The sequence below is a fragment of the Phocaeicola vulgatus ATCC 8482 genome, assembly GCF_000012825.1.
In the GTDB taxonomy this organism is placed as follows: domain Bacteria; phylum Bacteroidota; class Bacteroidia; order Bacteroidales; family Bacteroidaceae; genus Phocaeicola; species Phocaeicola vulgatus.
Genome location: NC_009614.1, coordinates 2,076,333 through 2,097,308 on the forward strand (window position 1 = coordinate 2,076,333; position 20,976 = coordinate 2,097,308).

General features: G+C 44.1%; 11 protein-coding genes, 3 tRNA genes, 1 rRNA gene and 1 pseudogene. 8 read left to right on the top strand and 8 right to left on the bottom strand.

The features are described 5' to 3' along the window. The first annotated feature begins 399 nt into the window (after window positions 1–399). Complete coding sequence (locus BVU_RS08105) at window positions 400–1,635, top strand: IS4 family transposase (protein ID WP_005640472.1); 1,236 nt, start codon at window positions 400–402, stop codon at window positions 1,633–1,635. A 97-nt stretch (window positions 1,636–1,732) separates the two neighbouring features. On the opposite strand, the pseudogene BVU_RS08110 reads toward BVU_RS08105, so the two are convergent. Continuing rightward, window positions 1,733–2,914, bottom strand: a pseudogene (locus BVU_RS08110) (IS1380-like element ISBvu1 family transposase); the annotation flags it as partial. Between the two features lie 267 nt (window positions 2,915–3,181). Between BVU_RS08110 and BVU_RS08115 the strand changes: the two are divergent. Next, complete coding sequence (locus BVU_RS08115; RefSeq protein WP_005640468.1) at window positions 3,182–4,549, top strand: hypothetical protein; 1,368 nt, start codon at window positions 3,182–3,184, stop codon at window positions 4,547–4,549. A 721-nt stretch (window positions 4,550–5,270) separates the two neighbouring features. Further along, entirely contained in the window at window positions 5,271–6,560 is a 1,290-nt protein-coding gene (locus BVU_RS08120) for an IS1380-like element ISBvu1 family transposase (RefSeq protein WP_005640453.1), read from the top strand. Between the two features lie 178 nt (window positions 6,561–6,738). Here BVU_RS08120 and BVU_RS08125 read toward each other — a convergent pair whose 3' ends face one another. From BVU_RS08125 to sppA, 6 genes are all read right to left on the bottom strand, one after another. Beyond that, on the bottom strand, window positions 6,739–7,974 hold the full coding sequence (locus tag BVU_RS08125) for a site-specific integrase (RefSeq protein ID WP_005864602.1): 1,236 nt from the start codon (window positions 7,972–7,974) through the stop codon (window positions 6,739–6,741). Between the two features lie 462 nt (window positions 7,975–8,436). After that, window positions 8,437–8,512 (bottom strand) — tRNA-Phe (locus tag BVU_RS08135). A gap of 117 nt (window positions 8,513–8,629) precedes the next feature. Next, the gene (thiL, locus tag BVU_RS08140) at window positions 8,630–9,670 is read right to left on the bottom strand and encodes a thiamine-phosphate kinase (protein WP_005845048.1); all 1,041 of its coding nucleotides are present in this window, start codon (window positions 9,668–9,670) and stop codon (window positions 8,630–8,632) included. Between the two features lie 4 nt (window positions 9,671–9,674). Beyond that, window positions 9,675–10,484: a purine-nucleoside phosphorylase gene (locus BVU_RS08145; RefSeq protein ID WP_005845051.1), complete on the bottom strand. Its 810-nt coding sequence runs from the start codon at window positions 10,482–10,484 to the stop codon at window positions 9,675–9,677. Next, entirely contained in the window at window positions 10,447–11,547 is a 1,101-nt protein-coding gene (gene lpxK / locus BVU_RS08150; RefSeq protein ID WP_005845053.1) for a tetraacyldisaccharide 4'-kinase, read from the bottom strand. The genes BVU_RS08145 and lpxK overlap by 38 nt, the downstream gene beginning before the upstream one ends. A gap of 7 nt (window positions 11,548–11,554) precedes the next feature. Next, a complete protein-coding gene (sppA, locus tag BVU_RS08155) occupies window positions 11,555–13,336 on the bottom strand; it encodes a signal peptide peptidase SppA (protein WP_005845055.1) in 1,782 nt (593 codons plus the stop codon). Window positions 13,337–13,470: 134 nt separating this feature from the next. Between sppA and BVU_RS08160 the strand changes: the two genes are divergently transcribed. Both BVU_RS08160 and BVU_RS08165 read left to right on the top strand, forming a co-directional pair. Continuing rightward, window positions 13,471–14,076: a nitroreductase family protein gene (locus BVU_RS08160; protein ID WP_005845057.1), complete on the top strand. Its 606-nt coding sequence runs from the start codon at window positions 13,471–13,473 to the stop codon at window positions 14,074–14,076. A gap of 73 nt (window positions 14,077–14,149) precedes the next feature. Further along, on the top strand, window positions 14,150–16,990 hold the full coding sequence (locus tag BVU_RS08165; protein ID WP_005845059.1) for a bifunctional fucokinase/fucose-1-phosphate guanylyltransferase: 2,841 nt from the start codon (window positions 14,150–14,152) through the stop codon (window positions 16,988–16,990). Here BVU_RS08165 and BVU_RS08170 read toward each other — a convergent pair. Further along, on the bottom strand, window positions 16,977–18,116 hold the full coding sequence (locus tag BVU_RS08170) for a glycerate kinase family protein (RefSeq protein ID WP_005849477.1): 1,140 nt from the start codon (window positions 18,114–18,116) through the stop codon (window positions 16,977–16,979). The genes BVU_RS08165 and BVU_RS08170 overlap by 14 nt on opposite strands. Before the next feature lie 996 nt (window positions 18,117–19,112). Here BVU_RS08170 and BVU_RS08175 point away from each other — a divergent pair. The 3 genes from BVU_RS08175 (at window position 19,113) to BVU_RS08185 (ending at window position 20,939) form a co-directional block, all read left to right on the top strand. After that, window positions 19,113–20,640 (top strand): 16S ribosomal RNA (locus BVU_RS08175). 134 nt (window positions 20,641–20,774) lie between these two features. Beyond that, window positions 20,775–20,848: transfer RNA gene (locus tag BVU_RS08180), tRNA-Ile, on the top strand. 17 nt (window positions 20,849–20,865) lie between these two features. Continuing rightward, window positions 20,866–20,939, top strand: a tRNA-Ala gene (locus BVU_RS08185). The last annotated feature ends 37 nt before the right edge of the window (window positions 20,940–20,976 follow it).

The window sequence follows — 20,976 nt, forward strand, 5'->3', positions numbered from 1 at the left end:
TTCCGCAAGCGAATGAAATCAGAGATTGCCATGCATTTTTTAGTGAGTTTATTATCTTTACATTGTGTTTTAGTGAAACGAAGGTGCCAAAGGTCCACTCTTTTGCATAACTTCCCCTTACCCCATGAAGCGACTTGAGGCAATACGCATTACCCACCATTAGAATAAGGATTAGCCAAAATCCTGTTGAAAGGCTATTTTATACGCTGGATTCTCGGTATAGATGTTTAGCACGTACGTCCTTGAAGTCCTAATCCACTTTGCGGCAATCGAGATGTATTTGAAAATATTGGTGTCCGGTAAAAGTTTGACCGAATCAAAAATACAAGGCTGAATCCCCTCTCGGAGGTCCAGCCTTTTTCGTTACCTTTGTTTCTGCTAAAAAATAAATCAATAACGATGAACAAAGGTAGTCATTTCAACGGACAGCCGGCATATGGTCAGCTGATAAATTTGCTGGACAAGTCAAAAATTCTCCAAATCAGTCAAGAAAAGGGCGGCGAACGGTATGTCAAACACTTTGACGCTTGGCAGCATCTGCTGATAATGTTGTATGCCGTGATCAAACGGTTCGATTCGCTGCGGGAAATCACGGACTCGATGTTCCCTGAAGCGAGAAAGCTTGCCCATCTTGGGATAAGCATGATGCCCCGGCGCAGTACTCTGTCTGACGCAAATGCACGCAGGTCAGAGGGAATCTTTGAGGCAATCTATCGCGACCTGTACAAGACATACCGCAACGAACTTTCATCGGACAGCCGAAACAATCCATCTTCCAGTTGGATAAACCGGCTGCAGATTATCGATTCGACGACAATCAGCCTGTTCTCCAACCTTATCTTCACGGGAGTCGGACGCCATCCGAAGACGGGGAAGAAGAAAGGCGGCATAAAGGTCCACACCAATATCCATGCAAACGAGGGAGTTTCTTCAGATATCAGGTTCACATCTGCCGCCACTAATGACAGTTTCATGCTCAAGCCGTCAAATTACACAAGCGGAGACATCGTTGCCCTGGACAGGGCCTACATCGATTACGCCAAGTTCGAGGAGCTGAGCCGGGCAGGTGTCATATATGTCACCAAGATGAAGAAGAATCTTGTCTATGAGGTTTCTGCTGATACGATATACATGACAGAAAGTGGGTTGATGGCACTTCGGGAACGCCATGTGACATTCACGAAGAAGGTCAAAGATGGCGACGATATAAAGCACCATGCACGCATAGTCACCTACGTCGACCAAAAGAAAAGAGGGGCCAAGCTCATATCCCTCCTCACAAACGACATGGAGATGAGCGCCGAGGATATTGTGGCAATCTACCGGAAACGCTGGGAGATAGAGCTGTTGTTCAAGCAGATAAAGCAGAACTTCCCCCTTCGGTACTTTTACGGCGAAAGCGCCAATGCCATCAAAATCCAGATATGGATAACCCTCATCGCCAACCTTCTACTGATGGTGCTGAAGAAACGCATCAAACGCAGCTGGAGCTTCTCGGGATTGGCAACAATGGTCAGAATCATGTTAATGTATTACGTCAACCTCTACACCTTCCTCGAAGAACCCGACAAAGACTGGTCAAAACTGGTAGCCGAGGCAGAATCGCCACCCAAGGAACTCCTGCTCTTTGGATAGAGGGGCTTACCAGACAAAACAAACACCCGCAATGCCTATCAAGTGACACTGCGGGTAGGCGAATCGTACTACACTAAACTTTAGCGGACAGCAATGATTTGAAAACGAAAGTCTTAATACGACTCGATATGGATAGGCCAAAATCCTTAACGTTTAATTTTCGGATGATTGTTTTGTAGAAGTTCCTTATCAATGCAGTCATCAGCAGGTATACTGCATTTTCTGCCATGAATGACTTTGGCAAATGTTTCCATCCAAACCCGTTGTTCATGTCATCGAGGATTCTTTCCTTCCCACCGCACAGGTTATAGAACTCTACGACATCCCTTATGTCGGATTCGAAATCATTGGTAAGGATACACCGGTAGGTATATTCTCCTTCCCATAGCTCCCGTATGTCATCTGTTCTTCTTTGTCTTTGGATGACAAGACGGTATGGTTTCCCCTTCCACTTTTCTACGACAATCGAATTCAGCTCGAACCTGATTCCGTTGATCTCCTCAGCCTTCCATCCCCTGAGGGCGAACATGTCATCGTAAAAAGCGGAGCATCTGTTGGCTCTGATATAGAAGTACTTGCAATGGGCCTTGACGGTATCTACAATCTCTTCGGAGCACGACCCACAATCCATACGAGCTCTATTTATATGAATGCCGTTACATTCCAGCCTGGTGAAGATTCTTTCCAATGTACACTGCTGGCAGAACCGGACATTCGTGTTGCCATCCCGATTTTCAATGCCGACAATATGGTCACCTATAACGGCCACTCCCGGGCTGTATCCTGTGAACTTCTTGTATGTACGTTTGGCATCATACTTCTCCGTTTCAATGAACTGGTGGTCAAAATCCAGATCGTAACCCTGCTCCTGACATAATTCTCCGGTAGCAATGAGAGACTTGACCAACAATTCGTTCATTGTGTCAGCTGTATTGAAGTCATATGATTTACCTGAGTCTGGAGATGAATACGTTATGTTGTCTGTAGTCAGTTCTTTTATGGCGCGAAGAATCGTGTCTGCGCTGCAGGTTTTAAGTTTGGGATGCAGGGAAAGATGGGGCATGAGATGAGTGGATATGTCTTCAATGCACGAGCCGCCACAGAAGAATACGCACATGAGAGAACGGATGATTTCACTGTATTGGTAACCATAGGTTCTGCTACGCAGTCCTAATGTGGAGTCGATTACGTCCGATAAAAGAGCATCAAATTGCTCCATGATTGAAAATATTCCGCCAAAAGGTGTGATTGAATCGAATTTTATTTGTACTTTAGCCATGTCTGCTGAAGATTGGTTTGATTTTTATTGCAACACGAAGTTAAGTGAATCTTCTGACATGACAAAGCACTGGGTAATACATTACTACTCAGTGCTTTAAATTATTCTTGTACAAAAGTGTTGCGGAAATTAGGTATATCAACAATTGAGGAAGCGTTATGCTTGTTTTGTTGTGACTCCACTCAAAATGCGGTGTTCCGGTTTCACGCTTCCATGTATTATCAGGTTCTTCCAAGAAACCTGGAAGGCGTAAAATAATCCACATTTATGAAGCAGTATTGGTCTTTTTTCAAATCGGGCAAGTTTGCTTTTCTTGCCTTGTTCTTCGTATCACTTACGGTAATATCTTGTGACAACGATGACGATAACAATGTTTCTCCCGATCCGCCTATTGAGAAAGGCGAAATTGAGCTTGCAGAAAATGCCCAAGCTCTCAACTATTTTGATTTTATCAATCCGAACGATGTGGAGATCTTAAATGCTGACACAACACAGATTCGTGTGAGCCAGGCATACCTGGATAAGATAAAGACAAAGGTAAACAAGAACGATGTGTTGTCTATATGGCGCAGCATTGACACGCCACCTTTCATTCGGAAGGTATCAAATGTATCGGCAAACGGAAAGGATGCTATTCTGACGACAACCCAAGGTACATTGGCAGACCTGATAGAGCATGGCGACTTCAAGCTGAGCACGGAATTGTATGTTAACTACGGCGAGAAAGGCTTGAAGAACCGTTATTCCAAAGACGGCGTTTATCATCCCAGCGTGGTTATCTTCAGCGGTACAGAAGACAATGGCAAAAAGTATGCAACAGCCGAAGAGCTGCTGGCCCAAGAAGCTACATGGCATATTTTCAACAAGGATGGAATAACCAATTATTCATACGAAGAAAAAGGCTTACGCATTGGACTGAAGGATGTACAGACCCACACAGCATTAGACCTTGAAATCGGCATCAACATTTCCTGGTTCAAATTACGTAACTTTGATTGCTACTTCACAGGTGAGTACAAACTGGATGGTCCTCTGTTCGTTGAATGGGATGTGAAGGATAAATCAAGCGGCGGTGAAGTCCCATTAGTCTATTATCCTCCTATTGTAGTTGTATTCCCGATAGCAGGTCCCATTCACATTTCGGTCATGGTTATACCCACTTTAACTATGGACTGTAATGCACATGCAAAAGGCACGATAGGCATAACTCTGCCCATGACTTTTGATTCTTCCTTTAAGCTGGGTCCTTCCTATGCAAGAGACAGAGGCTGGGTCTTTTATAAAGAATACAACCATTCGTTTAACTGCTATGTAGATCGAACCAACATCACTTACTCTGGTGAAGTGGCTGCAAGCCTGGGTGTATATTTCAAGACGGAAGTCAATATAGCCTATTGCGGAGGTCCTTTCGTTAAAGTAGGTCCTTCTGTTTCAACAGATCTGTCTGCAAGTGTAGTAACGGGTTCCGACTATCAGTTCAAGGTCAACACCAGCGGCAAGTTTAAGCTGGCCGGTAAGACAGGAGCCGAATTGCATATAGTGGGATATTCGTTAGGCAAGTGGGAAACGGAATATGTTTTAGCGGAGAAAGATGCCTGGAATAAAGAATTTATAGTAGATATGTGGCCTAAGTAGGGCTTTTAGCGGATAAACCTCAATCAGTCATTAGAACGAGAAAAGTAAAGCGACTGACTATTTTTATTCGTTCTAACGACCGAATTGGGTTAAAAGAGACAAAATGGGCGAGGAAGACCACTGAGCTTTCAGCCTATTTTGTGACTTTCACTTATAGTCTAAAACGATATAGCATTAATGAATTGTCTTCCTCGTCCATATTGGGTATGATATACGAATAATAATAGGGTGCCATATATCCCATTACTCTAAAATTCGTAGGAACGGATACATCTGCAATGAGCTTACCTTCTTTATAAATTTGCAGCCCATCTTTTTCTATATCCTTCTTTTTATACGATCTGAATAAAGATTGATTGCTGATTACGTGTGTTGAAAATAGTTTAGGATATCTTTTGTCCGCCTGACTACTCTAATGCTATCCACTTTCTATCCACCCTTATTTTTGTGACAGACTGTTGGCTGGATGCTCGTGGAAAATCGTTACTTTTGCAGCCGTTTTCAGGCAGGATAGGTTCATGTAATTGGGATAAAGTGGCATTAGCCGTAGGAATTCCTGCATCAGAAAGTGATTATTATCAACATAAACCTAATTTCCGCAACACTTTTGTATAAGAATAATTTAAAGCAGTGAGTAGTAATATATTACTCAGTGCTTTGTCATGTTCGAAGATTTACTTAACTTCGTGTTGCGTAAAAATCAAACCAATCTTCAGCAGACATGGCTAAAGTACAAATAAAATTCGATTCAATCACACCTTTTGGCGGAATATTTTCAATCATGGAGCAATTTGATGCTCTTTTATCGGACGTAATCGACTCCACATTAGGACTGCGTAGCAGAACCTATGGTTACCAATACAGTGAAATCATCCGTTCTCTCATGTGCGTATTCTTCTGTGGCGGCTCGTGCATTGAAGACATATCCACTCATCTCATGCCCCATCTTTCCCTGCATCCCAAACTTAAAACCTGCAGCGCAGACACGATTCTTCGCGCCATAAAAGAACTGACTACAGACAACATAACGTATTCATCTCCAGACTCAGGTAAATCATATGACTTCAATACAGCTGACACAATGACCGAATTGTTGGTCAAGTCTCTCATTGCTACCGGAGAATTATGTCAGGAGCAGGGTTACGATCTGGATTTTGACCACCAGTTCATTGAAACGGAGAAGTATGATGCCAAACGTACATACAAGAAGTTCACAGGATACAGCCCGGGAGTGGCCGTTATAGGTGACCATATTGTCGGCATTGAAAATCGGGATGGCAACACGAATGTCCGGTTCTGTCAGCAGTGTACATTGGAAAGAATCTTCACCAGGCTGGAATGGAACGGCATTCATATAAATAGAGCCCGTATGGATTGTGGGTCGTGCTCCGAAGAGATTGTAGATACCGTCAAGGCCCATTGCAAGTACTTCTATATCAGAGCCAACAGATGCTCCGCTTTTTATGAAGACATGTTCGCTCTCAGGGGATGGAAAGCTGAGGAAATCAACGGGATCAGGTTTGAGTTGAACTCGATTGTCGTAGAAAAATGGAAGGGGAAACCATACCGTCTTGTCATCCAAAGACAAAGAAGAGCAGATGACATACGGGAGCTATGGGAAGGAGAATATACCTACCGGTGTATCCTTACCAATGATTTCGAATCCGATATAAGGGATGTCGTAGAGTTCTATAACCTGCGCGGTGGGAAGGAAAGAATCCTCGATGACATGAACAACGGGTTTGGATGGAAACATTTGCCAAAGTCATTCATGGCAGAAAATGCAGTATACCTGCTGATGACTGCATTGATAAGGAACTTCTACAAAACGATCATCCGAAAATTAAACGTTAAGGATTTTGGCCTATCCATATCGAGTCGTATTAAGACTTTCGTTTTCAAATACATCTCGGTTGCCGCAAAGTGGATTAGGACTTCAAGGACGTACGTGCTAAACATCTATACCGAGAATCCAGCGTATAAAATAGCCTTTCAACAGGATTTTGGCTAATCCTTATTCTAATGGTGGGTAATGCGTATTGCCTCAAGTCGCTTCATGGGGTAAGGGGAAGTTATGCAAAAGAGTGGACCTTTGGCACCTTCGTTTCACTAAAACACAATGTAAAGATAATAAACTCACTAAAAAATGCATGGCAATCTCTGATTTCATTCGCTTGCGGAAATTAGGTTTACCATTCCAGACGTTCCTTCACATTGTTCATCGCCTCTTTCAGGCTGCTGTTCATGACCCGCGCATAATGCTGCGTCATGCGTGTGGAGGCATGTCCGAGCATGACGGACACGTCCTGCAAGGGTACATTGTTGGCGAGCGTGACGGTGGTCCCGAAAGTGTGCCTGGCCACATGCGTGGTCAGATTTTTCTTTATGCCGCAGAAATCGGCGATTTCCTTGAGGTAGCTGTTCATTTTCTGGTTGCACATGACAGGCAGGCAGCATCCTTTCTTTACGCAGATCGGATGTTCCCTGTATTTCTCCAATATGGCCAGTGGAACGGGCAGCAGCGGGATGTTGCTGATGGAAGACGCTTTTCTGCGGTGTTCCAACTTGACCCTTCCCTTCCTTATCCACCAGTCACCGAGATTGTCCTGTACCAGGTTTTCACCACTCAGAGTGGCGACATCGGAGAACGCCAGACCGGTGAAGCACGCGAAGACAAATATGTCCCTGACCAGCTCGAGCCGTGGGATGGTGAATTTCTTTTTCATGACGGCCTGCAACTCGTCGTAGGTCAGGAATACCGGATCGGTCTCGTCCTGTTCCATCTTGTAACCGTAAAAGGGATTCTTACGCATCCATTCCTTTGCCAATGCCATGTTGGTGAATTTCTTGAAACATTTCATGTAGCGGACTATCGTGTTACGGCACAGTCCCCCCTCCGTTTTCAGGTAAATGTCAAACGCGCGGATGAACTCCGGTGTCAGCTCATGGAAGGTGATATCCTCCTTGCCGTAATAAGAGGGGATAAGCCGCTGCAATTTCTTCACCACGTTCTTGTACCGGTTGATCGTAACGGGAGAGTAGTCTATGCCTGTCAGTGTTTCCATTTCCTTGATGCCATCCTGCATGGTACCGAGCAATGTACGCATTTCGGTGTCTTTCCCGAAAACACGTTTCAGGATCAGTTTCGGGGTAATCAGGGCCTGTTCCAATACCAGTTCCTTGTGTTTCTCGAGGGCACGTGCGTGTAACTCCGCAATATAGGTATTCAATGCGATGGATGCCCTGTCCCTGCCCTTGCTGCATCCTTTGGCCGCATTCCATAAGTTCAGAGGCACGCTTCTTTGGATACGGGCATCGTCGTAGCTCCCGTTGATGGTTATCCGCATCAGTACGGGGGCCTCACCGTTTTTCAACAATTTCGTTTTGAGCACGAAAAAAAGAATGTTCATTGTTCCTTGTTTCATCACTTTTGTTTTTTTAGAGGTGTTACATCCAATTGTTTCGTCAAAACCGGATGGCATGAGGACGTGAAACGAAATGTTAAATTCGGTGGCTTTTTTGAGGGACTTGTGGAATAGCCATAAAAATCCCATTTTTATCAGGTTCGAATTGCCTTTTGTATCCCGGGTTCGATTCCTTTTTTTATCCCGATGGGAAATACCGAATTTTTAAATTTATTTCACATTTTCAACTCCATCCGGTCATGTGTGCAAAATTACTTTTTCACACCGGAGATTGAAATTGTCAAACAGTTGAAAAACAATGAAGTATGATACATATTTATGGCTTTTTCAAAAGCCTTAAAAAAAGCCACTGAACTGGCAAAATCCAACTTCACAAATATGTAATGAAATGCGTAGCGAGGGTAAAAAAAGAACCCTTGAACTATCTCTAATTCAAGGGTTTTCTAAAATTGAAAAGCTTTTTGGTGGTGCCACCAGGAATCGAACCGGGGACACAAGGATTTTCAGTCCTTTGCTCTACCAACTGAGCTATGGCACCATTATTTCTTGTTTGCGGTTGCAAAGGTAGTGAAACTTTTTTAAACTACAAACTATTTCTAAAAAAAAACACTGATAAAAACATAAGGTGCTTATTATCAGTGTTGTTTAATTAAAATTATTTTTCTTTTAGTGGATTCCAACCTTGCGCTTTCAGCTCAAACTCTTGTCCGTCACGGGTAATCAGGGCACATCCCAGCTCCGGTTTGGTGATGTGACCAATCACTTTTATACCCTCTATAGCCGAAACTCGTTCATGCTCTGTTAAAGGTACAGTAAATAATAGCTCATAGTCCTCACCACCATTTAAAGCACATGTTGTCACATTCATATTCAGTTCTTCCGCCATTACAGCCGTTTGGTAATCAATGGGAATTCTTTCCTCGTAAATGCGACAGCCGGTATCGCTTTGTGAGCATATATGTAGCAGTTCCGAAGAAAGGCCGTCGGAAATATCCATCATAGCGGTGGGCTTGATTCCCGCTTTTGCCAGTTTCTCAATGATATCCTTACGTGCTTCAGGCTTTAACTGACGTTCCAAAATATATTCTTTTCCGGAAAAATCCGGATTTGCTTCTTTTTCTCCTTGGAAAACAGCCTTTTCACGCTCTAGAAGTTGAAGTCCCATATAAGCTCCTCCCAAGTCACCGCTGACACAAATCAAGTCTGTATCTTGTGCGCCGTTGCGATAAACCACTTTGTCCTTGTCCGCTTCACCTATGCAAGTAATACTGATGGCGAGCCCGGTTACGGATGAAGTTGTATCTCCACCCACAATATCTACATGGTGTAGTTCACAAGCCAGTTTTAGCCCATCATAGAACTGTTCTAAATCTTCAATACAAAAGCGTTTGGACAGTGCGATAGAAACTGTGATTTGTTTTGGAGTACCATTCATAGCATAAATGTCCGAGAAGTTTACGATGGCCGATTTATATCCCAAATGTTTCAATGGGGTATAAACCAAATCAAAATGTACCCCTTCCATCAGTAAGTCTGTGGTCACCAATACCTCTTTATCTTTAAATTCCAATACGGCTGCATCGTCTCCCACACCATATTGGGTTTCCGGATTTTTTAACTCGATATCCTTCGTTAGATGTTTAATGAGGCCGAACTCACCTAAGGTCGCTATTTCTGTTCTGTTTATTTCCTGCATGTTCTTAAATTCGATTAATCATTTCACGCATAATGGTAGTCATGCGCGGTTGCGCTTCATCTGCCGCTTTCTGAACCTCTTCGTGTGAAACTTCCACAATTTTTCCCTCCACGCCTAGGTCGGTGATAACCGATACTCCAAACACTTTGATGCCACAATGGTTTGCTACAATAACTTCAGGAACGGTAGACATACCTACGGCGTCAGCTCCAAGAATGTGGAACATCTTGTATTCTGCCGGAGTTTCGAAGGTAGGTCCCTGTGTACCGATATATACTCCTTGTTGTACTTTGATACCTTTTTCTTTAGCGATCTCCAGTGCTTTGTCTATCAGTTCTTTGGAGTAGGCTTCACTCATATCCGGGAAACGGGGGCCGTATTCAATGTTCTTGCCGTGCAACGGATGTTCGGGAAAAAAGTTGATATGATCTCTGATAATCATCAGATCACCAATTTCAAAGTCTGCATTCGTACCTCCAGCTGCATTGGATACGAACAATGTTTTGATGCCTAATTCACGCATCACCCGTACGGGGAAAGTAACTTCTTTCATGGAGTATCCTTCATAGAAGTGGAAACGTCCTTGCATAGCCATGATGTCTTTATTACCTAATTTGCCGAAAATCAATTTACCGCTATGTCCCTCTACGGTTGAAACAGGGAAATTAGGGATATCTTTGTAACTGATCTCGTATTTATCGGTAATTTCGTGTACCAGGCTTCCTAAGCCGGTACCTAATATAATAGCAGTTTCGGGACTGGTATGCATCTTTTCTCTAAGAAAAGTTGCTGTTTCTTGAATTTTTTCTAACATAGTCGGTTATATTTGAGTTAAACAGTTCTTGTTGGTCTTGTAAAAAGGCTACCTCAATGGGCAGCATATATATATAAGGTTTCAGCATTTCGTCCATCAGTGGATGGGCTGCTAGTCGTACAGAGTCTTTTTCAGTGGTGATAATCATGCGTTTACCTTCCGGAAGTTTCATGAAACGCTTCTTTATCAGTTCCATATCTCTTGCTGTAAAGTCATGGTGGTCACTGAAAGCCAGTGACTCAATGTGCTCATTGTATGGTGATAAATCTTGAATGAGTTTTGCTGGGGAGGCTATGCCTGTCACCAATAGGATATGCTTGTCTTTTTCTATCTCTTTTAATGAAACTGCATTCCCTGCTGTAAACAACGGATGCAGCTTGCCGTATGTTAATGTTGTGAAGTAGAGCTGCTGATAGGGGTAAAGTTCCATTTGCTTGCTTAAGACTCTTAAATCCATAGGGGTGATGTCCTTAGGACATTTAGTGACAATGACAATATGTGCCCGGCTTTTTCCGTTTTCAGGTTCGCGCATTCGTCCGGCAGGCAGCAAGGTGTCTTCGCAAATCAGTCGGTGGTAATCTACTAATAAGATGTTTATTCCGGGCTTTACATATCGGTGCTGGAAAGCATCATCCAAAATAATCACTTCTGTTCCAGGGGCGATGTGACTATTGCATAACTGCTCTATGCCATGACAACGGTCCCGGTCTACTGCCATATGGATATCCGGAAACTTCTGTTTCATTTGGAAAGGTTCGTCACCTATCATCTGTACGGACGTATCCGGTCTGGCAAGTACAAAGCCTTTGGATTTGCGTTTGTAGCCGCGGCTTAGTACGGCTACTTTGTAATCTTTCTGCAATAATCTTATCAGGTATTCTGTATGGGGGGTCTTTCCGGTTCCGCCTACGGTGATGTTGCCTACCGAGATGACCGGGATATCAAACTTACGTTCTTTGTATATTCCCCAGTCAAACAATTTATTACGCAGCCATACACCGGTCCCATAAATCCATGAAACCGGATATAGCCACTTGTTTATCTTGATAAGATTACCTTCCATGTGCAATTTATTGGATATTAGGGTCAAACGGCATACGTGCCTGTATACAGTTGGCGTCTTTTATGTTCTCCAGCGCCTTGAAGCTGTTATAATAGCTTCCCAAATATTCTTTAATTTCGCTGTTTATATAATGTTTTTTCTGATTTCCCAGCAGGCTTGCGAAAATATTTTCTTTTTCAGGATAGCCGATAATACTGTAATTTTCGATACCGGCTTGGGTGGCGGCGGCATTCAATGCTTTGTCTATACCTCCCAGCTCGTCTACCAGACCAAGGTCTTTTGCCATGGCACCGGTCCATACACGGCCTTCAGCAACTTTTTCAATAGCCTCTGTAGACATTTTTCTACCTTCAGCGCAACGGTTTACGAACAGCTTGTATCCTCGGTTGACATAGTTCTGCATTAATTCTTGTTCTGATGCATTTAGCGGGCGGGTGAGAACCGGACCTAGGCTGGCACCCAAATCAGCCATTTTATTAGTTTTCACTACATCAAAATTTAGTCCTAAAGTTTCAGTAAACAGTTTCTCACCTGAATACATCATGCCGAATATGCCGATAGAACCAGTCAGCGTAGTCGGGTCAGCGAAAATGCGGTTTGCAGCGCAGGAAATGTAATAGCCTCCTGATGCAGCATAATCTCCCATAGAAACGATTACCGGTTTTTTCTCTTTCAGTCTTACTACTTCACGCCATATTTGATCTGAACCGTATGCGCTGCCACCCGGTGAGTTGACGCGTAATACAACAGCTTTTACGTCATCGTTATCACGTAATTTGCGCAGGTCTTTACACATCTTTTGTACATCAATACAATCTTCTGTGGAACTGCCGGGAGCATCCAGGATCTCGCCGTATGCATAATATACGGCTATTATATTTCCACTTTTGTCTTTGGGCACATTTTTCTTGACGTTTATCATGTCTTCTATGAAAAGACTGTTTAGTTTGTCGTTTTCGTCACGACCGCTTAATTGTTTCAGATAGGAAATAACCTCATCTTTATACATCAGGGTATCTGCCAGTTTGCATTGAATATATTCTTCTGCCTGACAAAAATCCATATATCGGTCAGCATAAGCATTCAGAGTATCTGTCGGGATGCGTCGTGAGTCGGATACATCTGCAAGAATACGATGCCAGACAGATTCCAGACATTCGGTCATCTGTTCGCGGTTGGCCGGACTCATTTCTGTAGCAATAAACGGTTCCACGGCTGATTTGTAAGTGCCCACTCTGAATACCTGTACTTCCAGTCCTAGTTTGGAAACCAGATTTTTGAAGAAAACAGGTTGCATGCCTGCTCCGTGCCATCCAATACTTCCTTGCGGATTGATAATTATTTTATCGGCCACGCTGGAAAGATAATACATCCCCTGTGCATATTGGTCTGCATAAGCAACGATGAATTTGCCGCTTTCTTTGAAATCCAGTAATGCATTGCGTATTTCCTCTAAGGAAGCGTATGATGCTTCCAGATAAGAAGGTTGGATATAAATACCCTTGATTTTGTCATTGTCTTTTGCCTTCTTGATAGAAGCTAGAATGTCATCCAAACCGTATGCTTCAAATTCTTCTCCCAAAAGTTGTTGGAGTGGGTTTTCCTGTACACGTTCGGACAAACTGCCTTTAAAGTCGAGTACGAAGATAGAGTTGTCTTTCACCACCGTTTCAGTATCCGATGAGGCGACTATGCCAACCAGAGTGATAATCCCTAGTATAGTGAACACTACGCCTGCCAGAATGACGCCGATGACGCTGGCAAACGTAAATTTTAGAAAATCTTTCATTGAATGTGTTGTTTTTAATGTTAATAATTAGCTAACAAAAATAGGTTATTGCATTGAAAAAAGCAAAAAAAGTGAACTTCTTTTGTTACCTGTTTGTTCTTCATTTATAATAACCCATAAATACGTTGTTTTATATGACAAAAAGTTTTAAGGAGGCTCTGAAAGCCCGTCGTACATTTTATCGGATCCAAAACAAATCGACATTGTCTGATAAAGAAATAAGAGATTTAATTTGTTTTGCTGTAGAATTTGTCCCCTCAGCTTTCAATTCTCAAACCACTCGTGTTGTGTTATTAACAGGTAAGGCGCATGAAAAGTTGTGGAACATTGTAAAAAATGTCTTGCGTAAGCGAGTTCCGGCTGAGGTATTTGGCAAGACCGAAGAAAAGATTGATGGCTGTTTCGCTTGTGGATATGGTACTATTCTCTATTTTGAAGATATGGCTATCGTTCGCTCTTTGCAGGAAAGTTTCCCCACTTATAAAGATAATTTCCCTATCTGGGCAGAGCAGACCGATGCTATGCATCAGTTGGCAGTCTGGACCATGCTGGAAGATGCAGGAATGGGGGCGTCTTTGCAGCATTATAATCCGCTGATTGATGATGAAGTACGTAAAGTTTGGAATTTGTCTGATGACTGGAAATTGATAGCGCAGATGCCATTCGGTGTGCCTGTTGCACAACCGGGCTTTAAGGAAGTGAAGTCATTGGATGAGCGTGTTTTTGAATTTACTGATTAAAATTCATGTCTTATCTTTTGGCTTATTAGGGGAAAATAAGCATCTTTGTGTGCAATAAAAACAAAGATGTGCTATGAAAAAATTATTATCACTTCCCCCTAATCTGGTGGAATGTTTTCATGATATAGAGAAAGCGGACCAGACAGAGTGGTTTTGTACTTCCGATCCTATAGGTAGTAAGCTAGGATCAGGCGGGGGGACTGCATGGCTGTTGGAGGCTTGTTGTCAGAAAGTAGCTCCTGACAGCGATTTTCTTACTTGGCTGGGAAAAGAAAAACGTATTTTACTTCATGCAGGCGGGCAGAGTCGTCGTTTGCCCGGATATGCGCCATCCGGCAAAATTCTTACTCCCATTCCTGTATTCCGGTGGGCCAGAGGACAACGGCTGTCACAAAATCTGCTTTCCCTCCAGCTCCCTTTATATGAACAAATCATGGAGAAAGCTCCGTCTTCTCTTCATACATTGATTGCAAGTGGAGATGTTTATATCCGTGCGGGCCAACCGCTTCAGACTATTCCTGATGCGGATGTGGTGTGTTACGGTTTATGGGTAGATCCTAATCTGGCAAAAAACCATGGTGTTTTTGTTTCTTCACGGGCTACTCCCGATAAGCTTGATTTCATGCTTCAAAAACCTTCGGTGGAGGAATTGGGGAAATTAATGCAAACCCATCTTTTTCTGATGGATATCGGAATTTGGCTGTTAAGTGACCGTGCGGTTAGTCTGTTGGTAAAACGATCTTATAAGGAAGGAAAACTCTCTTATTATGACATGTATTCTGATTTCGGACTTACATTGGGAGAGCACCCGCGTATGATGGACGATGAACTTAACAAGCTGAGTGTGGCTATTCTGCCGTTGCCCGGAGGGGAGTTTTATCATTACGGAACCAGTCGTGAACTTATTTCTTCTACATTGGCAGTACAAAATCTGGTAAACGACCAGCGGGAGATTATGCACAAGAAGGTAAAACCGCATCCGGCCATGTTTGTTCAAAATGCTGAGGTAGGTTATCAACTTACCTCACAAAATTCGGAAATATGGATAGAGAACAGTTATGTAGGAGCAGGATGGAATATCCATCACCAGACCATCATAACAGGGGTTCCCGCTAATAATTGGAACCTAGAGGTTCCGTCCGGTGTGTGTATTGATGTGGTTCCTTTTGGAGAATCTGGCTATGTAGCGCGTCCATACGGCTTCAATGATACTTTCAAGGGAGCTTTGGCTAAGGAAGAAACATATTATCAAGGAATGTCTGTAGGTGAGTGGTGTGCTGTACGCGGCATTTCGGTGGAAGAAATAGAAAACGGTCACGACTTGCAGGCCGCGCGTTTGTTTCCGGTTTGCTCATCTGTAGAGGAATTGGGAGCAGTTATGCGCTGGATGGTCTCTGAACCGGCATTACAGCAAGGAAAAGAAATATGGCAACGCTGTCGTAAGTTATCTGCCGATGATATATCTGCTTATTCTAATCTTTATCGTCTGGCAGAACAGCGTGAAGCTTTCCGGATAAAGAATTGGCCGGCATTGGCGCATAATTATGAACGAAGTGTCTTTTATCAGCTAAATTTGGAGAATGCTGCTGGAGAATTTGCTCGGTATGATCTGTCGTTGCCTGAGCCTTTATCAGAATCGGCTCCGCTGATGACACGTATCAGTGATAATATGTTTCGTGCCCGGGTGCAGCAGCTTAAGGGGCTGGCTTATCGGGAATATGAGAATGAGGCTTTTCGTTTGATGCGCGACGGACTTACTGCTTCGGCTTTAGCCAAGAGGCAGCAACCGCATTTGTCAGTGTACTCCGATCAGATTGTCTGGGGGCGTAGTCCGGTCCGTATTGATCTGGCCGGCGGATGGACGGATACTCCACCTTATTGCTTGAATGAAGGGGGGAATGTGGTGAATATTGCTATTGAGTTGAACGGGCAGCCTCCTCTACAAGTTTACGTGAAACCCTGTCGGGAGTATAAGATAATTCTTCGTTCTATAGACTTAGGCGCTATGGAAGTGGTTACAACTTACGGGGAGGTAAGGGATTTCATGCAAGTGGGATCCCCATTCTCTATACCTAAAGCGGCATTGGTGCTGGCAGGTTTCCAGCCGGGCTTTTCCACCGAATCGTATGTTTCATTGGAAGAGCAGTTGAAGGCGTTTGGCTCCGGAATGGAAATCACTCTGCTTTCTGCGATTCCTGCGGGCTCCGGTCTGGGTACAAGTTCTATTCTTGCATCAACTGTGCTGGGGGCAATCTCTGATTTTTGCGGACTGAACTGGGATAAGAACGAGATATGTAACCGTACGCTTATTTTGGAACAGTTACTGACTACCGGAGGGGGGTGGCAAGATCAATACGGAGGTGTGCTTCGTGGAGTGAAATTATTGCAGACTCATGCAGGTATGGATCAGAGTCCGTTAGTGCGCTGGTTGCCCGATTATTTGTTTACAGGTGGCGAATATCAGAAGTGCCATTTGCTTTATTACACGGGAATTACCCGTACAGCCAAAGGAATTTTAGCTGAAATCGTGCGTAGCATGTTCCTCAACTCCACAGAGCATTTGTCTATACTTGGCGGTATGAAGGGGCATGCTCTTGACTTGTACGAAGCCATTCAGCGTGGGAATTTCGATGAAATGGGGCGTTTGGTTGGTAAAAGCTGGAAGCTGAACCAAGCGTTGGATCCCGGCACTAATCCCGAGGCAGTTGAGACTATCATTCGCCGGATTGATGATTATTGCCTGGGATATAAATTGCCAGGTGCGGGGGGAGGCGGCTATCTTTATATGGTGGCTAAAGATCCTGAGGCTGCTATACGTATTCGAAGTATTCTTACTCAGAACCCACCCAACAGTTGTGCCCGTTTCGTTGATATGGCTTTGTCCGACAAAGGCTTGCAAATTAGCCGAAGCTAGTTATAACTGAATAGAGTTGGGAAACCAGCCGGGTGATATTTTCTTTAGCAAACTCCGGTTCCATTGCCTTCTCCAGGGTGATGGGGCCGGGGGCTATAGAGAATATACCTTTGAATCCCGCTTTGTTTAATTCCGGCAGGTTTTCTATACTGCCTGCCAGTACAATAACGGGAATATGTTCTTTTTGTGCTTCCTTTAGTATTCCGTATGGTACTTTTCCCATAGCTGTCTGCCGGTCTGCTTTTCCCTCGCCCGTAATAATGAGGTCTGCTCCTTTTATTTTTTCGGAGAAGTCGATGGCTTTCAATAATAATTCTGTTCCCGGTTTTAGCTCTGCGTTAAAAAAAGCCAGTAGTCCACCACCCATGCCTCCGGCTGCACCTGCACCGGGGTAGTTCGTGATATCTTTTCCTGTCGTTTTCTTTATAACTTCGGCTAATGATTGCATGCCTTCATCCAGTCTTTGCACCATATTTGAATCGGCTCCTTTTTGTTGTGCAAAGATATATGCCGCTCCGTCAGGGCCGTAGAAAGGGTTGGCTACATCACATGCTACCATGAAGTGTGTTTCTCTTAGTGCGGGATGAATACCGGATGTGTCTATGTTTGCCACGGCTTCCATTATTTGGCCTCCTGTACCTAAGGTATGCCCTGATTTGTCTAGAAAGCGGAAACCTAGTGCCTGTAGCATTCCTAATCCTGCGTCATTAGTCGCGCTTCCGCCAATACCGATTATAAAATTTCTGCATCCTTTGTTTAATGCGTCTTTTATCAATTCTCCTGTACCAAAGGTTGTTGTCAGCATAGGATTTCTTTGTTCAATAGGTACGAGAGGTAGTCCGCTGATGGCAGCCATTTCTATAATAGCTGTTCTGCCATTGCCGGACAGACCGTAATGTGTTTTTGCCATTTTCATTAGCGGTCCATGTGCCGATAAGGTTATATATTTCCCTTTAGTGGCTGTGATGAGTACGTCCAGTAAACCTTCACCGCCATCAGCGATGGGAATAACTGAAGTGTGGCAGGAAGGATTTATGCTTTTGATACCTTTTTCGGCAGCTTTTCCTGCTTCTGCTGAAGTTAGACAGCCTTTGAATGAATCGATGGCGATAATTATTTTCTTCATTGTATATCTTTATATAGTGCAAATCTACTGAAAACTTTTCTTCTTTAAATAGAACAGGTTGTCTTTTATTTGTGGATTGGAATATGTGTAGCTTGATGGATAAAGTAGATGTTTTTTGCTTTTGTCTGGGTGTAAGTATTGGTTCTTGAAGTTGATGGTGTTTCCGAACAACCGTCGAGATGTAAGAAAATGATTTTTATTCTTCTCGGCATTTTTTTCCTACAGTTTTTCCCCAGTGTTTGCGGAGTCAGCACTTTTGAGAGCTCTGTGGTTTGTGTTTCGTAACCTGTCCGGTTTTTCTTCGGGCTTGCTTCTTTTCCGTCTTTCCTTGTTTTCCGTCTGCTATCTTCGTATGGGTCCCTTCCTTTTTCCGTCCCTATACGCGCGTGCGAATATTATAATGTGTGTGTCTTTTTCCTCCGGTGTCCTCCGTTATAAAAACATGCTTTGTAACACATCTGTTATTCAGTGTATTACAAAAAAGTTTCAGGAAATCCGTATAATTTTTCCTTCGTATGTTTGCTGGTAATCGTTAAAAGGTCTACCTTTGCATCCGCAATCGAGAGAGATGCGGCACTTCAGACAGTGTGTGACTGACTTGGTGAACCAAACGTAGGAGAGTTTTCCTTGACAGTGTCTGCACCCAGTATCTTACCTTAGCGGGGCTAAGGGAGCGAGAACGGATAAGACCTGGGAAGGATGAACGTCCCGCCTTTTATGGAAGTTTCGAAAAAAAACTTTTTCAAAAAAACTTTCGAAAACATTTGGCGGTTACGATAAAATCTCTTACCTTTGCATCCGCTTTCGGAAACGATGGCAAGACATAAATGAGAGTTCTTTGAAAGATTTAAGATAAACAAACAAGTAGTACAAGCCGGTGCACCGTATGTAATATATATATGGTGTACGGAAAAACAAGAACCGTCAATATTGATATTGATAGATTTGGAATCCTTGAGCAGATTATCAACTGAATAGTTGGAAAAAGATATTATTACAATGAAGAGTTTGATCCTGGCTCAGGATGAACGCTAGCTACAGGCTTAACACATGCAAGTCGAGGGGCAGCATGGTCTTAGCTTGCTAAGGCCGATGGCGACCGGCGCACGGGTGAGTAACACGTATCCAACCTGCCGTCTACTCTTGGACAGCCTTCTGAAAGGAAGATTAATACAAGATGGCATCATGAGTCCGCATGTTCACATGATTAAAGGTATTCCGGTAGACGATGGGGATGCGTTCCATTAGATAGTAGGCGGGGTAACGGCCCACCTAGTCTTCGATGGATAGGGGTTCTGAGAGGAAGGTCCCCCACATTGGAACTGAGACACGGTCCAAACTCCTACGGGAGGCAGCAGTGAGGAATATTGGTCAATGGGCGAGAGCCTGAACCAGCCAAGTAGCGTGAAGGATGACTGCCCTATGGGTTGTAAACTTCTTTTATAAAGGAATAAAGTCGGGTATGGATACCCGTTTGCATGTACTTTATGAATAAGGATCGGCTAACTCCGTGCCAGCAGCCGCGGTAATACGGAGGATCCGAGCGTTATCCGGATTTATTGGGTTTAAAGGGAGCGTAGATGGATGTTTAAGTCAGTTGTGAAAGTTTGCGGCTCAACCGTAAAATTGCAGTTGATACTGGATATCTTGAGTGCAGTTGAGGCAGGCGGAATTCGTGGTGTAGCGGTGAAATGCTTAGATATCACGAAGAACTCCGATTGCGAAGGCAGCCTGCTAAGCTGCAACTGACATTGAGGCTCGAAAGTGTGGGTATCAAACAGGATTAGATACCCTGGTAGTCCACACGGTAAACGATGAATACTCGCTGTTTGCGATATACGGCAAGCGGCCAAGCGAAAGCGTTAAGTATTCCACCTGGGGAGTACGCCGGCAACGGTGAAACTCAAAGGAATTGACGGGGGCCCGCACAAGCGGAGGAACATGTGGTTTAATTCGATGATACGCGAGGAACCTTACCCGGGCTTAAATTGCAGATGAATTACGGTGAAAGCCGTAAGCCGCAAGGCATCTGTGAAGGTGCTGCATGGTTGTCGTCAGCTCGTGCCGTGAGGTGTCGGCTTAAGTGCCATAACGAGCGCAACCCTTGTTGTCAGTTACTAACAGGTCATGCTGAGGACTCTGACAAGACTGCCATCGTAAGATGTGAGGAAGGTGGGGATGACGTCAAATCAGCACGGCCCTTACGTCCGGGGCTACACACGTGTTACAATGGGGGGTACAGAGGGCCGCTACCACGCGAGTGGATGCCAATCCCCAAAACCTCTCTCAGTTCGGACTGGAGTCTGCAACCCGACTCCACGAAGCTGGATTCGCTAGTAATCGCGCATCAGCCACGGCGCGGTGAATACGTTCCCGGGCCTTGTACACACCGCCCGTCAAGCCATGGGAGCCGGGGGTACCTGAAGTGCGTAACCGCGAGGAGCGCCCTAGGGTAAAACTGGTGACTGGGGCTAAGTCGTAACAAGGTAGCCGTACCGGAAGGTGCGGCTGGAACACCTCCTTTCTGGAGAGGACGAAAGATCGATAAGGTTTTTGTTCTTGTACTGCTGGTGTTGTTTATTCAAGATATGATTCCGTAATGATACGGAAGAGAGAAAGTAAGAAGCCGGGTCTAATTAAACAGACTAGGTTGAACTTAGTCCTATAGCTCAGTTGGTTAGAGCGCTACACTGATAATGTAGAGGTCGGCAGTTCAACTCTGCCTGGGACTACGAACGGAATCAAGTTCGGGGGATTAGCTCAGCTGGCTAGAGCATCTGCCTTGCACGCAGAGGGTCAACGGTTCGAATCCGTTATTCTCCACTCCATCGGAAACGTAAGAAACGAAGATGAACGATCT